Origin of the sequence: Paenibacillus amylolyticus, assembly GCF_003719335.1 — a bacterium.
GTDB lineage: Bacteria > Bacillota > Bacilli > Paenibacillales > Paenibacillaceae > Paenibacillus > Paenibacillus amylolyticus_D.
On sequence record NZ_RIAS01000010.1, the window covers coordinates 108,410 to 132,077 of the forward strand.

Annotated in this window: 21 protein-coding genes; 12 read left to right on the top strand and 9 right to left on the bottom strand. The window is 46.3% G+C overall.

Going from position 1 to position 23,668, the window contains the following annotated elements:
- Positions 1-61: 61 nt before the first annotated feature.
- The 3 genes from EC604_RS18180 (at position 62) to EC604_RS18190 (ending at position 3,014) form a co-directional block, all read left to right on the top strand.
- On the top strand, positions 62-340 hold the full coding sequence (locus tag EC604_RS18180; RefSeq protein WP_123065505.1) for a 2TM domain-containing protein: 279 nt from the start codon (positions 62-64) through the stop codon (positions 338-340).
- A gap of 190 nt (positions 341-530) precedes the next feature.
- Positions 531-1,460, top strand: coding sequence for an NAD-dependent epimerase/dehydratase family protein (locus tag EC604_RS18185; protein WP_151458094.1), 930 nt, complete (start codon positions 531-533; stop codon positions 1,458-1,460).
- Between the two features lie 297 nt (positions 1,461-1,757).
- Positions 1,758-3,014 (top strand): DUF445 domain-containing protein, encoded by a 1,257-nt coding sequence (locus EC604_RS18190; RefSeq protein WP_123065507.1) that lies wholly within the window; start codon positions 1,758-1,760, stop codon positions 3,012-3,014.
- Between the two features lie 128 nt (positions 3,015-3,142).
- On the opposite strand, the gene EC604_RS18195 is transcribed toward EC604_RS18190, so the two are convergent.
- From EC604_RS18195 to EC604_RS18210, 4 genes are read right to left on the bottom strand one after another with little or no spacing between them, the layout of a single operon-like run.
- Positions 3,143-3,496, bottom strand: a complete 354-nt coding sequence (locus EC604_RS18195) for a YxeA family protein (RefSeq protein ID WP_123065508.1) — start codon at positions 3,494-3,496, stop codon at positions 3,143-3,145.
- Between the two features lie 28 nt (positions 3,497-3,524).
- Positions 3,525-4,256, bottom strand: coding sequence for an ABC transporter permease (locus EC604_RS18200; RefSeq protein ID WP_123065509.1), 732 nt, complete (start codon positions 4,254-4,256; stop codon positions 3,525-3,527).
- A gap of 12 nt (positions 4,257-4,268) precedes the next feature.
- The gene (locus tag EC604_RS18205; protein WP_123065510.1) at positions 4,269-5,018 is read right to left on the bottom strand and encodes an ABC transporter permease; all 750 of its coding nucleotides are present in this window, start codon (positions 5,016-5,018) and stop codon (positions 4,269-4,271) included.
- Complete coding sequence (locus EC604_RS18210; protein WP_429351846.1) at positions 5,018-5,938, bottom strand: ATP-binding cassette domain-containing protein; 921 nt, start codon at positions 5,936-5,938, stop codon at positions 5,018-5,020. The genes EC604_RS18205 and EC604_RS18210 overlap by 1 nt, the downstream gene beginning before the upstream one ends.
- Before the next feature lie 155 nt (positions 5,939-6,093).
- Here EC604_RS18210 and EC604_RS18215 point away from each other — a divergent pair, with 155 nt between their 5' ends.
- The 8 genes from EC604_RS18215 (at position 6,094) to EC604_RS18250 (ending at position 16,710) form a co-directional block, all read left to right on the top strand.
- Complete coding sequence (locus EC604_RS18215; RefSeq protein ID WP_123065511.1) at positions 6,094-6,807, top strand: response regulator transcription factor; 714 nt, start codon at positions 6,094-6,096, stop codon at positions 6,805-6,807.
- Positions 6,807-8,192 carry a sensor histidine kinase gene (locus EC604_RS18220; protein WP_123065512.1) on the top strand — a complete coding sequence of 462 codons (1,386 nt, stop codon included), beginning with the start codon at positions 6,807-6,809 and terminating at the stop codon, positions 8,190-8,192. The genes EC604_RS18215 and EC604_RS18220 overlap by 1 nt, the downstream gene beginning before the upstream one ends.
- 275 nt (positions 8,193-8,467) lie before the next feature.
- Complete coding sequence (locus tag EC604_RS18225; protein ID WP_161556976.1) at positions 8,468-8,650, top strand: type A2 lanthipeptide; 183 nt, start codon at positions 8,468-8,470, stop codon at positions 8,648-8,650.
- 108 nt (positions 8,651-8,758) lie between these two features.
- Positions 8,759-12,103, top strand: coding sequence for a type 2 lanthipeptide synthetase LanM family protein (locus EC604_RS18230; RefSeq protein WP_161556977.1), 3,345 nt, complete (start codon positions 8,759-8,761; stop codon positions 12,101-12,103).
- Positions 12,096-14,318, top strand: a complete 2,223-nt coding sequence (locus EC604_RS18235) for a peptidase domain-containing ABC transporter (protein WP_123065514.1) — start codon at positions 12,096-12,098, stop codon at positions 14,316-14,318. The genes EC604_RS18230 and EC604_RS18235 overlap by 8 nt, the downstream gene beginning before the upstream one ends.
- 347 nt (positions 14,319-14,665) lie before the next feature.
- Positions 14,666-15,007, top strand: coding sequence for a hypothetical protein (locus EC604_RS18240; protein WP_151458095.1), 342 nt, complete (start codon positions 14,666-14,668; stop codon positions 15,005-15,007).
- A 17-nt stretch (positions 15,008-15,024) separates the two neighbouring features.
- Complete coding sequence (locus EC604_RS18245) at positions 15,025-16,362, top strand: hypothetical protein (RefSeq protein ID WP_192895130.1); 1,338 nt, start codon at positions 15,025-15,027, stop codon at positions 16,360-16,362.
- A 75-nt stretch (positions 16,363-16,437) separates the two neighbouring features.
- On the top strand, positions 16,438-16,710 hold the full coding sequence (locus EC604_RS18250) for a hypothetical protein (RefSeq protein ID WP_090918837.1): 273 nt from the start codon (positions 16,438-16,440) through the stop codon (positions 16,708-16,710).
- A gap of 187 nt (positions 16,711-16,897) precedes the next feature.
- Here EC604_RS18250 and EC604_RS18255 read toward each other — a convergent pair whose 3' ends face one another.
- From EC604_RS18255 to EC604_RS18270, 4 genes are all read right to left on the bottom strand, one after another.
- Positions 16,898-17,680, bottom strand: a complete 783-nt coding sequence (locus EC604_RS18255; RefSeq protein WP_240037004.1) for a YcnI family protein — start codon at positions 17,678-17,680, stop codon at positions 16,898-16,900.
- Between the two features lie 75 nt (positions 17,681-17,755).
- On the bottom strand, positions 17,756-19,471 hold the full coding sequence (locus tag EC604_RS18260) for a copper resistance protein CopC (protein WP_161556978.1): 1,716 nt from the start codon (positions 19,469-19,471) through the stop codon (positions 17,756-17,758).
- Between the two features lie 254 nt (positions 19,472-19,725).
- The gene (locus EC604_RS18265) at positions 19,726-20,382 is read right to left on the bottom strand and encodes a response regulator (RefSeq protein WP_090918831.1); all 657 of its coding nucleotides are present in this window, start codon (positions 20,380-20,382) and stop codon (positions 19,726-19,728) included.
- Positions 20,382-21,212 carry a sensor histidine kinase gene (locus EC604_RS18270; RefSeq protein ID WP_123065518.1) on the bottom strand — a complete coding sequence of 277 codons (831 nt, stop codon included), beginning with the start codon at positions 21,210-21,212 and terminating at the stop codon, positions 20,382-20,384. Before EC604_RS18270 ends, EC604_RS18265 begins: the two co-directional genes overlap by 1 nt.
- Before the next feature lie 319 nt (positions 21,213-21,531).
- On the opposite strand from EC604_RS18270, the gene EC604_RS18275 reads away from it, so the two are divergent.
- Positions 21,532-21,720 (top strand): hypothetical protein, encoded by a 189-nt coding sequence (locus EC604_RS18275; protein WP_123065519.1) that lies wholly within the window; start codon positions 21,532-21,534, stop codon positions 21,718-21,720.
- 110 nt (positions 21,721-21,830) lie between these two features.
- Here EC604_RS18275 and EC604_RS18280 read toward each other — a convergent pair whose 3' ends face one another.
- Positions 21,831-23,663 (bottom strand): bifunctional diguanylate cyclase/phosphohydrolase, encoded by a 1,833-nt coding sequence (locus tag EC604_RS18280; RefSeq protein WP_123065520.1) that lies wholly within the window; start codon positions 23,661-23,663, stop codon positions 21,831-21,833.
- Between the last annotated feature and the right edge of the window lie 5 nt (positions 23,664-23,668).

Consider the following 23,668-nt stretch of genomic DNA (forward strand, 5'->3'; position numbering starts at 1 on the left):
GGCCTTCAGTGAAGTCTATTTTGCTTGTAAGCAACGTCCCTATAAATTTGAGAAGGTAGGTATAACTTTGGAAAAAAATAATGAAGAGTATGAACAGGCACTAAAACGGGTTAAAGCCCTTAAGGATTTTTATATTCATCTGGTGGTATATATTCTGGTGAATACTGGATTAATAATATATAACCTAGTATTTTATCCGGATAGCATATGGTTTATATATACGTTGTTGGGATGGGGAATTGGAGTGATCGCACATGGGTTTACCGTCTGGGGTGGTGGATCTATATTTGGTGCTGAATGGGAGAAGAAAAAAATAGAAAAGTACATGAATAAAAAGTAATTATGGGTAAACTGGGCTCACTAATGCATAAATGATAGTGGGTCCAGTTTTTTTATGAAGGACTGTCACAAAAAATAAGATTTAGATGTAACTATTTCTATATATTTACTTAGGTGTGAGTGATGTATATAATTTGTATAGAATACATAATTATGGATAAAGGGAGTTGTTGATAACGGAAACGAGCGAATTGCACGTTGTAGTAGGTACAGGACCATTAGGGATGGCAGTCATGGAACAGTTATTATTAAGAAACAAGAAAGTGCGAATGGTTAACCGAAGTGGCGAGATTGATTCATCGGCTAATGTAGAAGTAGTTAGAGGAGATGCGACCGATGAATTAGAGTTCAGCGAGGCTTGTTCGGGGGCTTCTGTGATCTATCATTGTGCCAAGGCTCCATATAAGGAATGGCCTGAGAAGTTTCCGCCAATTATGGATGGAGTGATACATGCAGCTCAAACTGAGAATGCGAGAGTTGTATATGCAGATAACTTGTACATGTATGGACAGACGCAATCCCAAATATCTGAGGACTTGCCTAATCGAGCTACAGGACGTAAAGGCGTGACTCGTGCTAAAATGGCAGAGACATTAATGGATGCACATAACAAAGGAAAAGTGAAAGCTGTGATCGGTAGAGCATCGGACTTTTACGGTCCAGGAGTGTTGGATTCTGCTCTGGGGGAACGTGTCTTTGGAGCTGTCCTTAATGGTAAGCCTTCAGAGGTGCTAGGAAATATAGATTTGCCTCATACTTATATTTACATTAAGGATTTTGCAAAGGGACTTGTGGAGTTGGCAGAGGACAACGAGTCATATGGACAGATATGGCACATCCCGGGTGCAGAGACAACGACGACAAGGGATATAATCACGCGTATCTATAGATTGAAACATCAGGAGCCGAAGTTTCGTGTAGCCCCTAAATTTTTTGTGAACGTGATGTCCTTTTTCAATTCTGATATGAAGGAGCTCAAAGAAATGTTATATCTGTATGAAGCTCCTTTTGTTGTAGATACAGAAAAATACGAAAGAAAATTTAAGAAGAATGTAACTTCACATGACGAGGCCATATTAGAGACATTAGCATGGTTTGAACAAAGAGCCTCTGCAAGATAGTATGTTCAGTGTATTACACGACCCTTCTATATCTATAGAGGGGTTCTTCGATTTTATCGGGGATAAAAATGAAGGTTTGGTTTTGACGTTTGTGGGTGATAAGATGAGATATACGAAAACCGAACGAGGTGTAGCATGAATAGTGGATCTTGATCATGATTATTGGAAGGTTACTTTAGGAGGAATCTTATCCAAACCATGAAGTCGTATGCTTTTACATAATCTAACCCAATAAAGCACGGCTAAGCCGTATGACAAGCCCGGTCGTGCGATTAACAATAAAGGAGCAAGATAATCATGGCTAAACCTAAACAAACCAAAACGGCAGCAGCCTGGTCTCTCGTTATTATGGGAGCGGGTTTTGCAGCATCATTGCCCTTCCAGGGAGTGCCGGTAGGTAAACTGCTGGTAGGTTCGTTTGAAGCAGGACTTGTTGGTGGACTGGCGGACTGGTTCGCGGTAACTGCGCTATTCCGCCATCCACTAGGTATTCCGATTCCCCATACGGCGTTACTGCCGAAGAACCGGGATAAGATGACGGAAGGTCTGGTCTCCGCTGTGGAGAATAATCTGCTCAACAAGGATAGCATTACGGAAAAAATTGCTGGCTTCAAAGCAGCTGAGATTGTGTTGGATACATTGGGGCGGGAGCTGCATAGTGATGGCATCAAAACCATGATCGATACGCTGTGTAAACGTATTTTGGCCGGGCTTCCGCTGGAGCAGATCGCTCCGATGGTTGCCAAAGAGATCAAGTCACAGGCGGGAGCTTTTGACTTGGGGCCGATTCTCGAACGGGCCGCTGTACAGGTAACGGAGCGAGGGTATGATGCCCAGGCTTTGGATTATGCGTTGAAACAGGCGGAGGAGTGGCTGGTCAAACCGGAAACGATTCTGTTTCTGGGTGAAAGTGGCATGAAAGCCATTAGTGGTATCCAGATGAATGGACTCATGCAGTTTGCGATGAATGCGTTCATGGGGTATTTGAATGAAGACCGTCTGGGCGGCATTATTCAAGGATATCTTTTTGACCGGGTAGAGGATATGAAACGGGAAGGCAGTGCACTTCGTTACAAAGTACTGAGCACCCTGCGCACACAGGCCATGCGACTTGCGGTGAGCGAAGCTGTTCAGGATGGCCTGAACGGATGGAAAAATAACCTGCTGGATGGCTGGGACGCTGAGGAGACTGTACTCAACAAACTCACAGAGCTGCGGGATAAAGCACTGGTGGCGATGGAGGATGGTCGTTACGTAGATACGTATGCGCTGCCTGCGATAGAGAAGGTTCTAGCAGATCTGCGTGCAGATGATGCGTTAATGACAAGCATGAATGGCAAGATTGTAGAAGGTGTCACCACACTGCTGGAGAAAAATCACTCCAAAATCGGAAATCTCGTGCGTGAAAATGTAGATAAAATGGATAATGCTTCACTCATCTCGCTGATTGAAGATAAGGTGGGTCAGGATCTGCAATGGATTCGGATTAACGGTGCGGTGACCGGATTTATTATCGGGATTGTACTGACCGCACTGCGGATGGTGCTGGAATAACAGAGAAGGCCGGGCTGATCTTGCCGGACAACAAGAAGAGCCGCTCGTTTGTAGAGCAGGCTCTTTTTTTAGTGTCATCGTAATGATGTGGTTTGTTATTTTGTCGTTGGCTTGGGATGAGAGGTGGATTATTTGGAAGTTAGCTGCTTTGCTTGTGCGGGCAGTTCATCTGCCGTAACTTCTTCCCAGTGCGTTACACCACGTATTGAGGCAACATAGAGCTTCAAATATGCACCACTTTTGAGTAATTTTCCGGTAGAAAAGTTCAATGTTTTGGATTTCCCCTCATCCGTATAACCGACTAGTTCGTAGCTGTATCGTCCATTTTCATCCTTGTTTACTTCAGTCTGATTCACAACCGTATAATAGGTTGTTTTGCCTGCCGGATTATCAGGTGTCAGTTTAGCCGGGTCCATGAAAATAAGCCACAGGCAGGTCAGAATCACAAGCACTAATGCGAGAATACTGAGTGATTTTTTCATCATAGTGCACTCCTTTGCAGATTGGAATTCAGGATGATGCAATATCTTTGTATTTCAGGCGGCGAATCGACCAGATGGCGAATAGAAGAATGAACAAGCTGTTCATCAATAGAAATACCATATTCTCTGAGGTAGTCAGCCCTTTCTGACTAAGCACACCCATACCGATCGTGAGCAGGGAAAACGGGAATAACATGCCAATCTTCAATACATACATGCCTAATCCAAAAAAGACTGCGCACAGGCTGATACCGATAGGTGTAGCAAAACTGCGTATCCGAATGGATAACCCAAGTTGAAGTGAGGCGATGGAAAGAGAAGCAAACCACCCTCGTAGGCTCCAGACCAGGATTTCTGTTGGAAACTCGCCCGGAATGTTGAACATCTTGCCCGCTGCCCAATACATCAGCATGAAAAAGGCTTGTGCGAAAAAGATTAATAGACCAACAATGACCAATTTGGCAACAAACAGACTGGTGACACTTAACGGCGAAGCCAGAACCATGTTCCAGTTGCGGTTGCTATGCTCCAGACGGCATACAAAGGCACAACAGATGGCGATCAGAATAGGCAGAAAGAATTCCCCGTAAAATAAACTGACCTGTGTCCACAAGCTGAACCATCCATTTTGCAAAGCGGCCTGATTAAAATAAAAGTTAAAACATCCGATGAGCAGGCTGATAATAGGCAGGATTGCCAGTACCAGACCGATCCGGGAACGCCGAAGTTTAAGCCATTCGGCAGAAATACTCCTCAGCATATAGTTCCCTCCTTAGATTTCTTGTCTCGAGGCATGAAAATTGCCAGCAAGATAGAAGATGATCGTCATGCACAGGGCCGCTAACAATAGGCCGACGGGCAACATTCCAGATACATAGGTTCCTGAAGATGCGCTGTAAATGTAAGTGACCGGGTTCAAATCCAGATAATAAGACCAGATAAACAAGTGACGAATTGCGGCTGGGAACAAACCGGATGTGGTTCCAATGAATCCTCCCAGCATGCCCAGACACAAAGCAAACGCCTGATTGCGGACGGTCAGCGACAACCATTGCTGGAGTGCTGTAATGGCAAGTGTAGTTAATAACGTCCCAACAACAAATTGCACAAGCAGGGAGAGTGGGATGGAACCAGAAATGTTTTTGAATAGACCAAAGCCCACGATAAAAACGGCCTGCGCTATGATGCCATACAGGATCAGACTGTTTGCACAAATATATTTGGCGGTGTACACATGATTTCGTCCCGTATTGGTTGCCATTAACATCTTCCATGTGTTTCCCTTATGCTCCATATCACAGATGCGGGACACCACGATCGCCGAAATGATTGGCAGAAACAGACCATTCATCGAAGCGATGCTGAAGATGAGTGCTTCCCAGCTGGCATTACTCGCGCTTCGAGAGATCGATATGCTCATGGACATGGCGGCCCAGATCATCTCTGCAGCAAGGAACAGGGTAATCATGATCCAAATCTTTTTGCGCCGGATTTTGTAATACTCCAGAGATAGAGCTTTCATTACAGGCTCCTCTCCTTTCCAGTCAGGTCAAGGAAAATGTCTTCCAGACTCTTTTTGTGCTCCTCAATGCGAGTGACCGGAATGCTCTGTTCCACAAGCGCTTTATTCAGCTTCGATACTTCTTCGTCGCGAAGATACTTAAATATGAGCTGATTTCCATGAACTTGTGGCATGTAGCCATGCGTTAATAGAAGCTTTTCTGCTTTTGCCGGCTCGGGGGTCTGAAAACGGATCGTGGCCTGATTATTAGCCTGAAGACTCTGCATGGTACCTTGAAACAACAATTTGCCATCACTGATAATGCCCACGGAGGTCGCGATCTGTTCGATCTCGGATAACAAATGGCTGGAGAGCAGAACGGTGATGCCATATTGACCAGGCAGGGACTTGATCAATTCTCTGATTTCACCGATACCGGCAGGGTCAAGCCCATTCGTAGGTTCATCCAGAACAAGCAAGTTGGGAAAAGCAAGTAAAGCCATGGCAATGCCCAGCCGTTGTTTCATACCGAGTGAATACTGATCGGCCTGTTTATGTTTCTGATTTTCCAGTCTTACAATTTTTAAGGCTTCATCGATATTTTTGCTTGGTACATTTCGCAGCCGCTGCATCACCTTCATATTTTCAAGACCGGTCAAGTGACCATAATACGAGGGGGATTCAATCAATGAACCGGTTTGGCTCAGAATGGCAGGTCGATGTGTGGTCAGGTCTTTCCCAAAGACCTTGACCGTACCTTCACTAGGTTTGATCAACCCTAGCAACATTTTTAACGTGGTCGTTTTTCCTGCTCCGTTCGGGCCTAGAAATCCAAAAATCTGCCCCTTCTCGACCGACAAATTCACTTGATGCACACGATTCATACCGCCGTATGATTTGGACAGATTATGCGTTTCGACAATGGGGGAAGTGTTTATCATTGATTTCATCTCCATTTCACGGTGATCTCTGTTAAGTTCAATATAGATCAGACGTCTTGCTCTTGGCTGAAGATAACCTTACATTTACCTTAAATAGAATTGGAAAATATAGGATTGTATTCGTGTCCTGATGTATAATGAAAAGGGTGATACGAATGGACATAATGAAAAACAAGAAAATACTGATTGTAGATGATGAACCGGAAATCCGCGAGATGATTGAACGCTTTTTGCGTAAGGAGGGCTTTTTCAGAGTCTATACCGCAGGTAATGTGGCCCATGCTCTGGCGATGTGCAGAATAGAGAAGCCGGATGCAGCCATCCTGGATATCATGTTGCCAGATGGAGACGGATTCTCTTTATTGTCTTCTATCCGTTCCTTCTCGGACATGCCTGTGCTATTTTTGTCAGCGCGAGGGGAGGATGAGGATCGTTTACTCGGTTTAGGTTTGGGAGCAGATGATTATATGGTCAAACCTTTTCTTCCAAGAGAGCTGATTCTTCGGCTCATGGGCATTTTGAAAAGGGTATACGCTTCCAATACGATAGAGAGATTGCCTGTATTTCGTCTAGGTGGATTAACCATTGATTTGGAGAGCGCTGTCGTTCATGGGAAGGAAACAGAACTTCCACTGACAGCCAAGGAGCACGCTATACTGGTCAAACTTTATGAGAATCAGAACCGGATTGTAACCAGTGATGCACTATGTCAGGCCGTTTGGGGAGATGAGAGTTACGGATATGAGAACACCCTAATGGTTCATGTTCGGCGGATTCGGGAGAAAATCGAAGAGGACCCGTCTAAACCAGCGTATCTGTTAACCGTCCGTGGGCTTGGTTATAAACTGATGACTCAGGAGACTCGATAATGGATGGTTTGGTTCGCATTCTAAGAAGATTTGTCGGTTCTACCATTCTTGTATCTGTTGTACTGCTTTTATTTAATCTCGTATTGCTGGGTTCATTGATCTTCAAGGAAATTCACGAAGGTCCTTCCCCCAGTGCTGTTGTCAAACAGGTCGCAGGCAGTTTGAGCAAGAGCGAGCAGGGGGACTACACGTTACAGAGTAAAGGGGTGGAGATTCTCGCTGAACATCAAGCCTGGGCGATGCTTTTGAATCAGGAGGGCAGGGTACAGTGGAGTGAGCGTCTTCCAGCAGAAATCCCCCGTACTTATAGTGTGACTGATGTTGCTAAATTTTCTCGATACTATCTTAAAGAGTACCCGGTATATGTGTGGGAACGGGAAGATGGACTTCTGGTGTTGGGGTATCCCAAAAATACGTATGGAAAATACCAGTTCGATTTTTTGGCGGATTGGCTCAAGTCTCTACCGCTAAGGATTGTACTGTTATTGATATGTAATGTGGCACTTGCGCTACTTATCTCTCTGCTAATCGGAACCCGTGTCATACGAAGCATTCGCCCGTTGATCGATGGCATTCATGCACTTGCTAAAGGAGAGCCGGTGCAGGTTGAAACCAAGGGCATATTCAATGATTTGTCTGAAAGCATCAACTCGACCTCCCATATGCTACAGGAGAAAAATGATGCGCTAAAGGCAAGGGATGAGGCACGATCCAACTGGATATCAGGGATATCGCATGATATACGGACGCCATTATCCATGATTTTGGGATATGCCAGTGAACTGGAGGAGCAAGCGGATCTAACAACCGAGCAAAAGCAACAGGCATCCATTATTCGGCGTCAGGGGGAGCGTCTGCGATCACTCGTCAGTGATTTGAATCTGGTATCCATGCTGGAGTATGAAATGCAGCCCTTGCAGATGAGATCCATTCGATTGTCTGTTCTGGCAAGGCAAGTTGTATCTGATTTTTTAAATAATGGTCTGGACGAGCGTTATCCGATATCGCTGGATGTTCAAGACGAAAGTCTGTATGTGCAAGGGGATGAACGATTGTTATACCGAGCGGTAACCAATCTGGTGCAGAACAGCATCAGACATAATCCAGAGGGGTGTGCAATCGAATTGATGATCAAGCGTGAAGTACGAAGTGGTTACGCACAATTCATAGTTTCCGATGATGGGAAGGGAATTCCGGAGGAAGATCTGCATGATGTATTGGTTCTTCCTTATACGGCAGGTCGCATAAGACCTCCACGTCATGGGCATGGTCTCGGACTTCCGATGGTATCACGGATTGCTCAAGCCCATCGGGGGAAACTCCTGCTCCAGCGTAACAACCAAGGAGGGCTTCAAGCGGTATTACAATTGCCTGTAACGGTGTGAGAGTTGCCTGTCTCAGGACAGGTTCTTTACAAGCATATGCGTATAACAACGTAATATGAAGAGTTTGAAATTGAAGTATGATCTAGTCGATTTTTGGGATGATCCAGAGAAGGAAAAATAAGGATTTACAAAATATAGCAAAGTATGATAGAGTGAAGACAGAAATGAATTACATATTTTATATTTAATGTAAATATATGTTTTGTTTGAATAAACTCCGGTGTTTAGCTTATTTAAGCTATACATATACAAAAAATTGAATGGAGGTTTTTTCAATGAAACAATTCAATCTCGAAGCATTGGCAGCAATCGAAGACATCAGTGATGATGAACTGATGGTGGTTACAGGGGCGTTAGCCGCAATCGAGGATAAGAAAAGCGGCGGTGTATTTTGCACAGTGAGCCATGAGTGCCATTATAATTCTGTTTCACCTTCTTCCTGGTTGACTTGTTGTTAATTCTGCTTCGATTTTCTTCAAGCACATAGCTGATCTCAGTTATGTGCTTGAAGTATTTATATGGCGTTTTCCTGTTTACAACCATTGATTAGAAAGGGAGAGAAAACGATGAGCATACAGGAGCAGTTGAATAACTCCCGCTGGGGTGATGCTTTATATTTGACAGAGAAATACAAGCAGTTTGAACCTGGAGTTGCTGCCGAGCCTTCCGCTCATGGAGCCGCACTATCCTCAAACGATGTAAGAATGAAGTTGTGGCTGGATCAGTTCTTTCAGGATCAAGAGCAATTAGCGGATCGATTCCAGGCTGAATCTATGGAAATGAATAAGGTGAATAGTCTATTTCAAACTCCAGGTTTCCAGTACGCGTTTACAGATATGGGCTGGCATCAGGAGCTTCGGAAAACGTTTCTTGAGAATGAGCATGAGGATATTACATATTTCATCGAGGGCAATACAGAGGAAATCCCTTTTTTTGAATTTTCACAACCTTTTCTGCAACGATCTATTCAGATCATGACAGAAGGTCTGTCAGAAGGATATGAGTGGCTGGATCGGCGCCGTGTCATCGGGCTTGTACTGAAGACTGTCTCGGATAAAGTGTTTCACTTGTCTGCGAAGACACTCATCTATGAACTAAATAAAGCTAGACTGCAGGAGGAATTGATAGGTGAAGATTCCCGGCAGAGGTATTTGCATTTTGTAAGCGAGAAAATTCAGTCCAGAGAACAAATTCTCAATCTGTTACTGGAATATCCGGTTCTTGCCCGAGGCATTGCCGAGCACACGTTGCGGATCAATCAGAATATGATTCGGGTTCTGGAGCGATTGACGGCCGACCGTCATGAACTGGAATCTTTGTTTGATTTTACACTGGACAGGCTGGAGGATATCGTATTTCTGGGAGATTCCCATAATGGCGGAGCCAGCGTGCTGCGGTTGAAATTTACCGGGGACGTTAATGTCATGTACAAGCCGAGAGACATGGCAATTGATACTGCATTTGCTGGTATACTACAGTGGTTTAATGAACAGGAGATTGGATTGCCTTTCCGGATTACCAAAACGCTGGACCGTTCCGAGTATGGCTGGCAGCAATATATTTCTTACGAGGAAGTAACCCTTCACGAAGAGGCAGAACGCTTTTTTGAGAGACAGGGACAATATTTAGCGATTCTATATGCATTAAACGCAACGGATATGCACATGGAAAATATCGTTGCCCAAGGAGAGCATCCGTTCTTCGTTGATCTGGAGTCTTTGCTGCACAATCAACCCTTCAAGTATATGGATGAGAAGGAGCAATATACGGCACTGGAGAAGACCCTTTCGATATTGAATGATTCCGTATTAAAAACAAGCATGCTCCCTACGCTGGACTCCAACGCCTTGTATCATAGCGATCTGAGCGGGCTTGCCGGAGATGTGGAACAGATTCTCAATACCTACGAGGTTCACGATAAAAACACAGATATGATGAGGATCAAACGAAGCAAGATTGCTGTAAGTCGGTTCAGTCACCTGCCTTCTTACAATCAATCGCCGATACAACCCGAACGCCATATTCATCGTTTGAAAGAAGGGTTTTATCGCACTTATCGTTCCATCATGGAGCAAAAAGACCGTTTCATCATGGCGGTACGCCACCATTTTCATGGATGTGCTGTGCGGACGATCGTTCGGCCGACGGTGACCTATTTTACATTAATCGAAGCCAGCTCCCATCCTAAATATTTACGCAATGGGCTGGACAAAAGTCTGCTGTTTGACATGATGTGGGCCATCGTCCGGCAGGATCGTAACCGTGAGAAACTGGTCAGCTATGAATGCCATGATCTGTTGCACGGAGATGTACCTATGTTCAAAACGTTGATTGGTGAGAAGGTGCTGTTTCATCATTCGGATAATGAAGCCATTGAAGGTGTATATGACTCGGATATCTTGACCCAGACGGAGACGAAGGTTCGGGCCATGAATGAAGATGATATGGATATGCAGTGGGAATTTACGGAACGCACACTGCAAACGAAGTATGTACTGGAGCGCTCATTCGCTATGGAGAAGAGTACAGAGCGTGTAAGGCCAGAGGCGTTGAATGGGCATCCAATCTCCACGACCCGAGCCGATTATTTACGTGAAGCCGTAAGAATTGGTGATTATATTAAGGATATCGCTATTACGGGAGATGAGGGTAGCACCGTATCCTGGATCAGCATGGGCATGGACGCGGACGAGAAACTAATCTATAAATCCTCCGAACTTGGTTTATACAATGGGGTCACTGGCATCGCCTATTTCTATCTTTATCTGGGTCAAGAGACGGGTGACGGGAAGTATACGGAGATGGTCGATTTGTGTATCCAGACAGCTTGGGAGATGATTCGCAAAAACATGGACAGAAATATCTCGCTGTTTACAGGTTACGGATCACTTCTCTATTTGTTGGTGCATAAAGCGAAGGTATCCTCCGAACAGGATGTTCATCCGGAACTGCTTGAACTGCTGGATATACTGGATGAGATGATTGAGGAAGATGAGCGGCTGGATGTCATCTCAGGTTGTGCAGGCACATTGATGGCATGTGTGGATCTGTATACGATGTTCCATCTGCCTAAAGCACTGGATACAGCTACACGATGCGCAGATCGGCTACTTGAGCTGGCTCAGCCGATGGAACAAGGCATGGCGTGGGTGACATCGGCGATCAATAAAGTGCCCCTTAGCGGCATTGCACATGGAAACGCAGGCATATGTCTGAGTCTTGCCCGCCTGTACCGTGTTACAGGTCACCAACCTTATTTTGAAGCTTGTTTGGAAGGAATTAAATATGAGGAATCGATCTACAGTTACGAGGTGAATAACTGGAAGGATCTCCGGTTCACGGATGGCAATATGTCGGAAGAACATTATGTCATGTATTGGTGTAACGGTGCACCTGGTTTGGGCATTGCCCGCGTAGGAACAGCACAGGAGTTAAGCTTCCGTGGGCCTATAGAGGCCCTGGAAAAAGACATTCGCCGAGCGGTGAGCAAGACCATGGAAGATGGTTTTACAGAAGTCAGTTATTCACTATGTCACGGAGATATGGGGAATTTGGAGCTGATCTTGCTCGCAGCCGACTATTGGCAGGATGAAGCGTTGGAAGCATACGCTTATCAAATGGCTGATTATATCATGACCAAGGTTAGACAGGATAACGGTCACTGGAGATGCGGCATTCCGAGTCGCCAACAAATACCAGGACTTATGCTGGGGCTGGCCGGAATCGGATACCAATTACTGCGGCTGTATAATCGGACACTGCCTTCTGTGCTTATGATGGAAGGGCCAGTAAGCCATGAACCGAAGGATGTAAAGCAGGTCACGCAGCAAGATAGGGTAGAGATGGCTTTTACCAGACAGCAGGGGTATACGGCAGAGCCGTCATCTGAACCGGGACAGTCTTATGCCTAAACGTTCCGTATTTAGCCGTCTGCGTGGCAAGACACAGCGAAAAGTTCCTGTTAAATTGCAGATGAATCAATATGACTGCGGGCCCAGCTGCTTGCACATGTTGCTTGCGTACTACGGCTATGAAGCCGATTTTACCGATCTGAAGGAACGGTTTGCCATGCTGGGGAGCGGTCGTGACGGAAGCTCCATGTTGAAAATGAAGGAGGTAGCCGAAACCTATCATCTGAAAGGTGTAGCCAAAAAGGCACCTGTGCCTTCGCTCAGCAATGAGTTCTTGCCAGTCATCTGTTTTTGGGAGCAGCGACATTTTATTGTGCTTGAGGAGATTAAGGCTGGCAAGTTATATACCATTGTTGATCCTGCCATGGGAAGAATCACCATCACTAAACAGGAGTTCGAAGAGAAATATTCAGGTATTTTTCTGCTGGTATACCCGGATGAGTCGTTTGTCCCTTTTTCAGATAAAAAGATGAGTAAAGTAGCGTATTTCAAAGATTTGATTCGCAGCAACAAAAAGTATTTTGTGTGGGCCGTACTGCTTGCTTTGGGATTACAGCTTGTATCGGTGCTTTTTCCGTTCCTGATGCAGGTTTCGATTGATGCGGTAACGGGCAATGAGGGATACTCCATTTTTCCCGTGCTGATCACCAGTGTGGCCTTATTAACCTTGTTTCAGATCGGTTTTGGATACGTGAAGGATATGTGTATCGTGCGTCTTCAGGAAGTGCTGGATTCGCAGTTAACCACCAATTTTGTGTCCCACATGTTGAAGCTCCCGTATCAATATTTTGAGATTCGCTCTCGCGGAGATCTGATGATGCGAATCAACAGCAATGTTACCATCCGGGAAATTTTGTCGCAAAAAATGATTTCCACGTTCATCAATTTATTTTTAATCGTGGTGACGTTTACCTACATTGTCATTCAATCACGCATTATTGCGTTCACGTTGCTAGGTATAGGAATAACACAGGTTCTTATTTTTGTATACACGCGCAGCAGGTTCAAAAAACTGACGCAAACTCAGATTGTAGCTCAGAGCTTGGCAGGATCTTTTATGACCGAAGTGTTGGAAGGAATTTCAACGATTAAATCGCTGGGTATCGAGCAGCGCACGGAAGAAAAATGGCGGGAGTTATTCAAACGCCAGCTTGCCACGGTGAAGGAAAAGGCTATTTTTCAAACTCGAGTTAACACGATAACAAACACGTTGAATTTTATGACACCGATGCTCATTTTGCTCGTGGGTTTGTACCAGATTATGCAGGGCAATATGACGTTAGGTATGCTTGTTTCATTCCAGTCTCTGGCTGCACTGTTTCTGGGGCCGCTTAATTCACTTGCCTTGATGCTGAACGAGTTCGTGATGGCGGATGCGTTGCTGGATCGGATTTATGATGTGATTTTGGCAGAAAAGGGTCGGTCTTTTCAGAAGAAATCAACGGAGATGGTGCATGTTGCCGAGCTTCAGGGTGATATCACGATTGACCATGTGAGCTTCAAATATACGGAATACAGTAATCCTGTACTAAATGGCATCAGCATGACCATTAAAGCGGGACAGAAGGTTGCTCTCGTTGGCAGATCAGGCTCAGGTAAAAGTACTCTCGCTAAATTGCTAGTGGGGTTGTACACCCCTACACATGGAAATATTTATTTCGATGGCATCCATGCGGAGGAATTAGATCCTCAACATATTCGTGATCAAGTTAGCATTGTTCTTCAGGATAACTTCGTGTTTAATAATACCGTTTACGATAACATCAAGCTGCATGCGGAAGAAGCAACTGCAGAAGAGGTGATGTTTGCTGCAAAACTTGCCGATATTCATTCAGATATCGAGCGCATGCCGATGAAATATAACACGCTGATTTCGGAGGCAGGCTCTAATCTGTCCGGGGGACAGAAACAACGGGTAGCTCTTGCGCGGGCGCTCGTGAGCAGGCCCAAAATTCTGCTTTTGGATGAGGCAACCAGTGCACTGGATACGTTAACGGAATCTACGATTGCCGGGAACCTAAGCATGTTGAAATGTACTCAAATTATTATTGCTCACAGGCTGAGCACAATTCGAAATGCGGACACGATCTATGTGCTGGATCAAGGAGAACTTGTCGATGCCGGAACACATGAAGAACTGGTTGCAAGGTGTGATGCGTATCAGAGACTCGTAGGTGAGCAGCTGAATGAGGCCCAGCTCAGACAATATGGATAGAGCATGTTATTTATGAGGATGGCACTGCTTCGCTGGGCCTGGATAAGAGGTGTGTCACGTATAATCAAGCTTTCTTTTTGACACCAGCCGGTGTTCGGAAGAAAGTTTTTTTGCTTTTTATAAGGAAAAGTTAGGGCCTAATTGGTACAACAGTCTTAGGATCGGGTAATATACACCCAAATATAGGCATGAATCAACTAGGAGAAAAGTTTCAGGAAAACGCTCCTGTGAGCGGATGTGTCTTATGTTGATTTTGTACTATGATGCATGTAACAGGTGAAGGGGGCGCTCTTTACTTACAAAGGTTTGAGCCAAAAGGGGGAATTGCTATTCCGCGCACGAAATGGATGAGAAGTTTATTTGCACTGATGATGGTGTTCACTATATTGCTGGGAGGGTGTCAGAAGATGACGGAGAGTGAGAAACAGGCGTTGTACCAGGAGGCTGAGAAGGTTGTGGTGCAGCACTTCAAAGAAAAGTTTGAACTGGATGTGGTCGTGACGAGCAAGGAACTGCTGCCAGAGATGGCGATGTCGCAGATCGGACTGAAAGGGCATGTGAAGGATCATGAGGATCAGAGCTTTGGCATATCGTACGATTACAAGAAAAAAATCACTAAAAATCTCGTGATTAGTCCCGAGCTCGAGGAAGTCATTAAGGCTAAAGGACATGATCCATACGCTAAATAAAAGGGGAGGTGCAGTGATTGAGTAACGGCAGGAACATCGATGATGAAACGTACAAAACCTTATCGGAGTTAGCCTATCAGGATCAAAAGGCAGGTGACCGTCTAACGGAGCTTCCCGGCTGGCAAGTGCTGGAGGGCACAGAGAGCAATAAATTTTCCGGCTTCGACGCCGTGACATTCTATAATCCCGAGACCAAGGAGGCGGTCATTGCCTACCGAGGAACCGAGGGAAGTGCATCTCTGGATCGCTCGGTGCCCGATTTCGTGATGGATGCACGCATCGGAGGCGGAGAATTGATCCGCAAAGGGCAACAAGACACGGCACAATTTGTAGACAACCTGACACCGGATTGGCTGGACAGAGGCGTTCAGAATATCAAAGATTCCACAGGTATTTCCAAAGTGGAGAACTGGGCTGGCGACCGGGTAAGAGATGTAGAAAACTGGACGGGCGATCGCGTAAAGGATATTGAAAAGACCTATTCGCCTACGGGCTGGGCTAACCAGATGTATCAGTCGGAAGATTATGCGAACCATATGAAAGAAAAGTATGGCGATCTGAATTTCTCTCTGACAGGACATTCTCTTGGAGGTGGGGATGCACAATATGCTTCCGCTTATACAGGTCTTCCTGCGGTTACATTCAGTGCACCTTCAGTGATGGGCAACTTGACTCCTGAGATGCGTCGACGGGTTGAGGCCGGTGAGTTGGATGGGCAAGTGACGAACTATGCGAGTCCGGGTGATCTGGTCGCTAGCGGAACGTTAGGCGGATATGATCGTCATGTAGGTTCTACGTATTATATTGATTCGAATTACGCAGATGCCAATAATGGTGTAAGTCTGATTGATAAAATTAAGAATACATTTGGCGGAGAAAACTACCACAGCCTGGATCAGTATGACTTCAAGAATGGTTATATTTCCAACGAATTGTATGATCCGATCACGGGTGAGCGGGTTCGTTATTCGCCAAGACTTATGGAGAATCTGGGGCCACTTAGCAAAGCGGTAGGTCCGATGGGACTGAGAGGCGGTGCAGGCAGAGGCGCGGCCGCAGCACTGGGATCGGGTCTAATCCAGGTTACCCCGGAAGAGCTGAAAAGTGTGGCTTCTCGCTGGAAACAAAATGCCCAGCAATGCAATGCCGAGCTGAATCAGGTGCGGACACGTATGGCTCAATATTTACATTCAAGCCGCAGTCGCAGACTGGAGCCTATTGTGACCCACTTGGATGCATCCATCCAGGAGCTGAGCACGTGGCATATGAAGCATACGAGTCAGTTCCTGAACTTTATTGAGGAAAAGGCAGAGGCTTTCCGGCAAGCGGATGAGAGTCCGGTACATTTTAACTAGTTTTAAATGGCAGGCTGGAGAGATAGCAATGAGCATTCAAGGTGAGAACGTGCACTGAGGGGGAGGGAACCACGGATGAGCGGACAATTGCTGGTGGAATTGAATGACCTGCGGATTGCGGAAAAAGAGCTGTCACAGCTACTGGTTCGCATGCAAGCGGATGAGCAGGAGGCAAGAGCGCTGTACAGCCGTCTGAACGATTGGAAAGGGCAATCTGCGGATCATACGAGGCAACAGATTGAAGAGTTTTTCGCAGGTCTCGCCAAGCGTATCCAATCCATCGAAATGCAGAAAAAAAGTCTGATCCAGTACATTGAATTTATGATTCAAACGGATCAGCAACGTTAAAAAGCAGCTGTGTGCCATATGCGGATGGCACATGTAGTATGTAAGGCAAGTCATCTGAATTCTGAATATGCGTTAACCAAAAAAAAGGAGTTTGCAGCAAAACGGGGTTATCCCGTTTGCTGTAAACTCCTTTGTGCATCTTATTACAATATTCTCTTCGGGTGACCCCGGGTAAGAGAACTGCGAATTAACGCTTTTTGCGGCGAGTGGCTAGTGCGATGCCCAGGAAGGACATGATCAGAGCCAGGATCGATACGATTAACGTTGCTTGTTGCAGCTTCAACGTACCTGCATCGGAATCCGTGTTATTCGGTTGACCAGTTACTGTATCGGAGAGCGCATCGCCGAGAGTAGTGTCATCATTTCCTTTTTTGCCATCAGTCGCAGTGTCAGAAGCTTTGTCACCTGTCGCGGTGCCAGCAGTACCTGCACTGTCATGCCCATTACTTGTGCCACCTGCTGCGGCATTGCCAGTAGTTGCAGGATCTTCGCTGATGGTTGTAATGCTGTGAGGCGAGTTCGCCCCCGGCTGGCCTGTCCACTCGACAATGCTGCCATCACTGTAATATTGGAAGGCATCCCATGCCACTTCTGTTTCTGTCTTTGGGTTTTGTGCAACAAAGTTAAACTGTTGGAACTGTCCAGCCAGAATCCCTTGGTTATCTCCATCAATCTCCCAAGTGATCGAGGTTACTTCTTTAGAATCGTTTTTCTCGGTTGTGATCTTCCACCCAGCCAGCGGCTGATATTGCTTAAATGCAACACCCTCGGGAATTTTGAGTGTAATTTTAGTTGTTGGCAGCTCTTTCTCGGACGGTACTTTAATCGTATACGTCTGCCATGCACTAGTTTGTGCAACGGACGGATTTACTGTGACGTGAGCGCTGGCCAAACCGGAGAACAGCAGGAACGCTGCTGCCCCTGTTGCCATAGCGGATGTTAGTTTGGATACCCATGTTGTCTTCTTCAAAATGATAACCCCTCTCATTCTTATGCAAATCGTTTTTAGATACACTTCACTCTTTTAAAGATGTTTTGTTGTTTACTACGGCTTTACTGCCTCAATCTTGAACTCGGCATCTAGGGCGTCAAGTGACCGAGTTAGGGCATGGACTTTAATGTTCCATTTGCCCGGCATAGAGATGTAGTCCTCTGCCTTATATATACCCGTATCGTTCTTCGGAATGGTGATTTCATAGATGCCCATATCCATATCCAGATGGATCAGGGACAACGTCACCTGTTCGAGATCCTTGACGATATTGCCATCCGCTCGCTTTATGCTGACTTCGAACTGATTTTCTCCCACTGCGTTTGGACTTACCTGAAGTGTTATCACGGAGCCATCTTCTGTTGTCTGTGTGCCCTTATAAGGACCGACGGGTGCTGGCTGACCTGGGGACAGATGAGTCAATACAGCCGCGAGCGCAAGAATGATGGCACCTGTAGCAAGTTCAGCCTTTAAACTGCGAGACAGCTGCTTACCCGTAGCGGCTCTTGCCCGTTTGGCATGAATCAGCGCGAAACCAATCATCACAATAAGCAACAGGATTTTACCGATCAGAACCAGGCCGTATGCTGTCGTGAACAAGGAGTTCAGCAGCGGATCGGGCAGGATGACCAGACTGCTGTAGATCCCCGTAGCGACCAGAACGGCTACAGCACCAATCCCCCAAGCGGTAAATCTCCTTAACGCAGCCCAGTAGACCTCACCTCGCAGTTTTGCGGGTAATCGGTCGGTGAGCGGTGGCAGGCACACCGCCATAGCGGTGAGAGCCCCAATCCAGAATGCGGCAGCGACCAGGTGTACAAAGTCCATCGTGACAGCTAACACACGCTGCTCCGCAGCAGCAGGATGTCCTGTCATGGCATGGGTAAGCAGCCAGCCTAGCGCAAGCAGCAATGATCCGTAAGACGACCAGATGCGCACACGTATGGATCGATCCAGATCATAGCCGGATAGAAGAGTGACGGCGAGCAGCATGGCAATCAGCATCTGCAGCATCCAGATATGACCGAAGGAGGTCAGTTTGAGCGCACTGCCTAATAAGGCCCAACTGAATTCGCCGAGAGAGACGCCTGACTCATAGAGTGTGTTCAGCGGAAGGCTTATTAATGCGGCAAAAGAAGCAGCAGCATAGCTGATCCATAGCAATTTGTAGCTACCCGGTGCCTCCATCGGTTCCCGTAGCAGTGAAGCTGGCGCAATTCGCAGCAGCAGGAAGGCGAGCGTACCCAGAATGACGGACAGACCGAGATATTGAATCCAGTCCGTGAATGACACGATCCATTTCAATGGGCCGCCGGTGGCACCCGAACCGGATGCCAGATCCTTCAATCCAGCAGGTGCTCCGGTAGGCTCGCCGATATGGAACACATACGCTCCAGAGATTGGATGACCATCGGCAGATACGGCCTTCCAGTTGACGAGATATGTCCCGTCAGCAAGGCCTTGCTTCAGACCCGTTTCCAGAATGTGCGGGCGTTCTGAGTCAATCTGGACGTTACCATCGTCCGCTTGATTTCCGTCAGGTCCGGTAATTTTAATATCATAAAAGGCCGTCTGCAGTGTTTCATTGAACTCCAACGTCAGCCGCTGCGGTGCGGTAACGAGCAGTTCATTCTCTTCAGGGGAAGCCTTCACAATATAAGCATGGGCAGATGCCCATTGCGGCATCACAAGGAAGAACACCAGGAACAGGCTGGTGAGTAGCGCCCAGTGACGTTTGCTCCAACGCAGGGCTAAGCTTCTTACTCTCAAAAAAATCATCACCCTTGGGTTATAGATTTACAATTATCCATAATTCATCGTTCACACATAATCTATACCATTATAACTTTGTCCAAAATGAAGGCGTATGACTACATAGGGCTATAAAAAATCATGGATTACTGCATATTTGTGACAAATGCTTGAAATAGTGCACGTTCATATGCGGTGCTATGACATAGCGCATATCAGAAGTGGATCGTTTTGTGATAAAATTCCCTATTCTATTCCCTCTGAAACCTATTTTATTTGCGAGGCTTGCGGCCGGCGAGCCCACTCTCTAATGCATAGCGAGTGAGCTGCACCCGGTTCTCCAGCTGCAGCTTCTGCAGGATGTTCTTCAGATGGTTCTTAACGGTCTGATCCGAGATGCCCAGCTGCTCGGCAATTTCACGATTGGTATACCCGGCAGATACCCATTGCAGGATCTCCAGTTCGCGGGCTGTTAGCGGATTTTCCTGTACATCTTCACTGCGAGGAGCGGGGAATTCCTGCAATATTCGGTACGCTAGCTCTTTGCTGAGCGGTGCATCGTCACTAACAATGGCGCGAAGGTATTCCAGCCAAGTAGAAGGAGACAAATTTTTGCGCAGATAACCTTGAGCTCCTTGTTTCAATGCTTCAAAGAGGTAAGTGACATCATCCGATACGGTGACCATTACAATCATGACGTATGGGAAACGGAGTTTAATCTGCCTTGTTGCTTCGAGTCCATCCATATCGGGCATCTGTACATCCATCAGAATCAGGTCGGGCATCCAGTGTTCGGTTAGTTCAATCGCTTCCTGCCCATTTTTGGCTGTACCAATGACTTCAAACAGGCTATCCTCGGATAAAATGGTGCATATCGCCTCGCGCGCATGCGCATGATCGTCCACGACCAGTACACGTACCAGTTCCATCAAGTCTGCCCCTTTCCAATGATCATTTGTGTATCACCTGGTGCCGAATCAAGCTGGAATGTCCATCCCATCTGCTCGGCTCGTTCTTTTGTGATTCGTAAACCGTACCGATCCTTGAACTGCATCGGGTCACCCTGAATTCCAATACCATTGTCACGGATATGAACAGACCAGCGAGAGGGATTGCCTTCAGCGTATACTGCCACCTTGGTGGCTTGGGCATGTTTGCGCACGTTAAGCAGTGCTTCCCGAATACAAGCAAGCAGTTCTACCTGTTCTTTAGCTGAGAAGGAAACTTCGGTCAGATTCCATTCTACATCTGCTTCCGGAACGGTATCACTCACGATGGATTCGACCTGAGCCTGCAAAGCAACCGCTTCGGGATCAGCAGTGGGTGAAGGTACATAACGCAATTGGGCAATGGCTTGCCTTACATATGTATTGACCTCGTGCACCGTTTTTTGAATTTCGCGCAGATCCTGCTCATGGCTGGTACCTGCAAGACTGCGCCCTGCTTTGTCTGTCTTTACCGATAGCAGGAATAACGATTGTGAAATGCCGTCATGCAGTTCCCGAGCAAGCTGGTCACGCGCTTCAAGCGCGGTTTTGGATGCTCGCTCTTGTTCGAGGGCAGCTCGCGCCCCTTCTAACATGAGGAACAAACGGCTAAGCAGTGTCACACTGACAAGATAAACGATCACAGGTGTCAACCAGTTTCCGGCATCCATCGATAGATACGGCATCAGAAACTGGTGGCGAATATATTCCCAGAGCCCCACGGTGATGGTGGGAATCAGCAGGATCATCCATTTAATCTGTTTGTAGGACATATATACATAACTCCTTTTAAGGGCTGGATATATCATACTGTAGCAAACTGTATCTTTTCCACAATGAGGGTAATGGGATCATTATAACGCAACCTTGTCCAAGACCCTAGTCCGGGCTGTTTACAAGAAATGGGGGAGCATCATGGAGTATTTAGAAGGATATCTAAGAACACGAAGGGGTGAAATGCTGTCATGCTAGGTGAGGGTTGATGTACTCTGCTCAGGAGGGCTCTGCCCGTTTTCGCTATGGAGTAAGGTCATCTATACTTATATAGAACGCAAAATCATTACAAAACATGTTAAGGAGTGACGCAGCAACATGAGTCAAGAAGTATTGGAACGTCGCAGTGAATTGCTCAAGAAAAACATTCACCAGATGCTTATTCAAGACAATCAGCACGGGATCAGTCGCCAAGACAACATGTTTTTGCAGCAGATGATCAAAGAGTTACATCAGACTTCACATGAACTGAATACGATGAGTAACGAAGAGTCTTCACAAGACTGAACATGCCCCTGATGCATCCGATGCATCAAATCACGCTTCACATCACGATGAAAATGAAAATGGCGCTATCCCTCATGGGGTAGCGCTTTGGTGTTTATTCACATATCAGACTACTGCAATAGTTGATGAGCCGCTCGTTTTTCGATATACCGAATGAACAACTCCGCCAGTTCCGGATCAAATTGCGTACCTGAGCATGCCCGTAACTCCTCTATAGCCTCATCCACGTTTTTGGTTTTCTGATAGGGTCGCTCGGTGGTCATGGCATCAAAAGAATCGATCACGGTCAGCATCCGGCACAGCTTCGGAATTTCATGACCCTTTAAACCGTAGGGATAACCATGCCCGTCATAGCGCTCATGATGCAATTCAATATACGGAATCAGATCGGCGAAGCGATCGTTCGTCATCACCATTTTTTTGCCCCAAGTCACATGACCCTTGATGGTATCCCATTCCTCACATGTCAGCTTGTCTCTTTTGTTCAATATGGACCAGGGAATCTCCAGCTTGCCAATATCGTGAATCAGCGCCCCAAGCACGAAACGCCGCTTTTCTGCATTGTCTAGTTTGAGCACTTCGCTAATATCGAGCGCGTATTTATAGACCCGTTTGGAATGTTTGAACGTATCCATATCCTTGTATTGAAACAGGTTCAGCTGCTGCTCAATGTCGCGGACGTCTTGAACCAGATCGATCTCGTGCTCCATACCGTCATTGCTGCCATGGCGGTGCACATTGTTTTTGCCCTGCTTTTTGGCATAGTAAAGCGCTTTGTCTGCCTGATCCACCAGTTGAGACTTGTTATACATATCCACTTGGTATGCAGCAATTCCGGCAGAGAAAGAGAGACAGCCATGCGGTAATACCTCGACACCTTCAAAAGGGGTATCATTCAGCTGTTTACGTAACTTGTTCATAAATCTGTAGGCCTCATCGAGTTCCATGCCTGGCATCAGCAACGTGAATTCTTCTCCACCATATCGAAAAGCGGTAACCGATGTGCCTTCCGTCTTCCGGATGAGAAAATCCCCGAGCAATGCCAGCAGGCTATCGCCTTGAAGGTGACCAAACTGATCGTTATATTTTTTGAAATCATCAATATCAAGCAATCCTAGACAGAGGGGCGTTCCTTGCGTTCGAGCTTTGTTTAGCTCAGTTTCCAGCATGCTTTCGAAATAGCTATGGTTGAACAATCCTGTACGCTGATCCGAATTCGCCTTCTCTTCGATGGACTGGTACATGATGAACAGCTGTTTGAACGCATGGGACAACAAGATGCTGAGACTGAGATACAAAAATAGACCGAGCACACCGTTATGTACAACCAGAATGGTGAGCACAAGCGCCAAAATAAGCGTACAGAGATAGACCAGAAGGGATTCGGTTACGAATGCCCGTTTCATCTGTTGCAATGCATCTTTGGTTGAGAAATGAAAGAACAATCCTAGCGTAATGGTATTAATAATGAAATAGGCAGCCAGGGCTGCAACATAAGGAATCAGGTTATAGCTATCAATTGCACCGGTCTGACCGCCTGTCCATTCGAACACAGTAGCAGCCCCGGTAATCATGAGACTATAGATACTGAAATTGACGACATGTTTCCACCAGGTAAGCTTGCGGTCTTTAATTAATAGAATGATAGAAATCGGCAACAACACCGAGAGGCTGAATGCCCCGCCAAACATAAATATGCAGGCCAGATACACAGAGGAGTCCATCGATTGCTGGTTACCCTTCGGGGGAATCTGGAATGTAAAATAGTCGAGGATGAGCGCGGCTCCCAGCATGGTGTAAACCATGACCCAATCGGTTGTAGTCAGATGTATATAAGACCACTGGTTCATATAGATAAAAACGCCAATCCCGGTGCAGCTAAGCAATAAAACATACATCATGCTTCGATCTGCTTTGCGGATAAGGTTACGAATAAAGTTCATAGAAA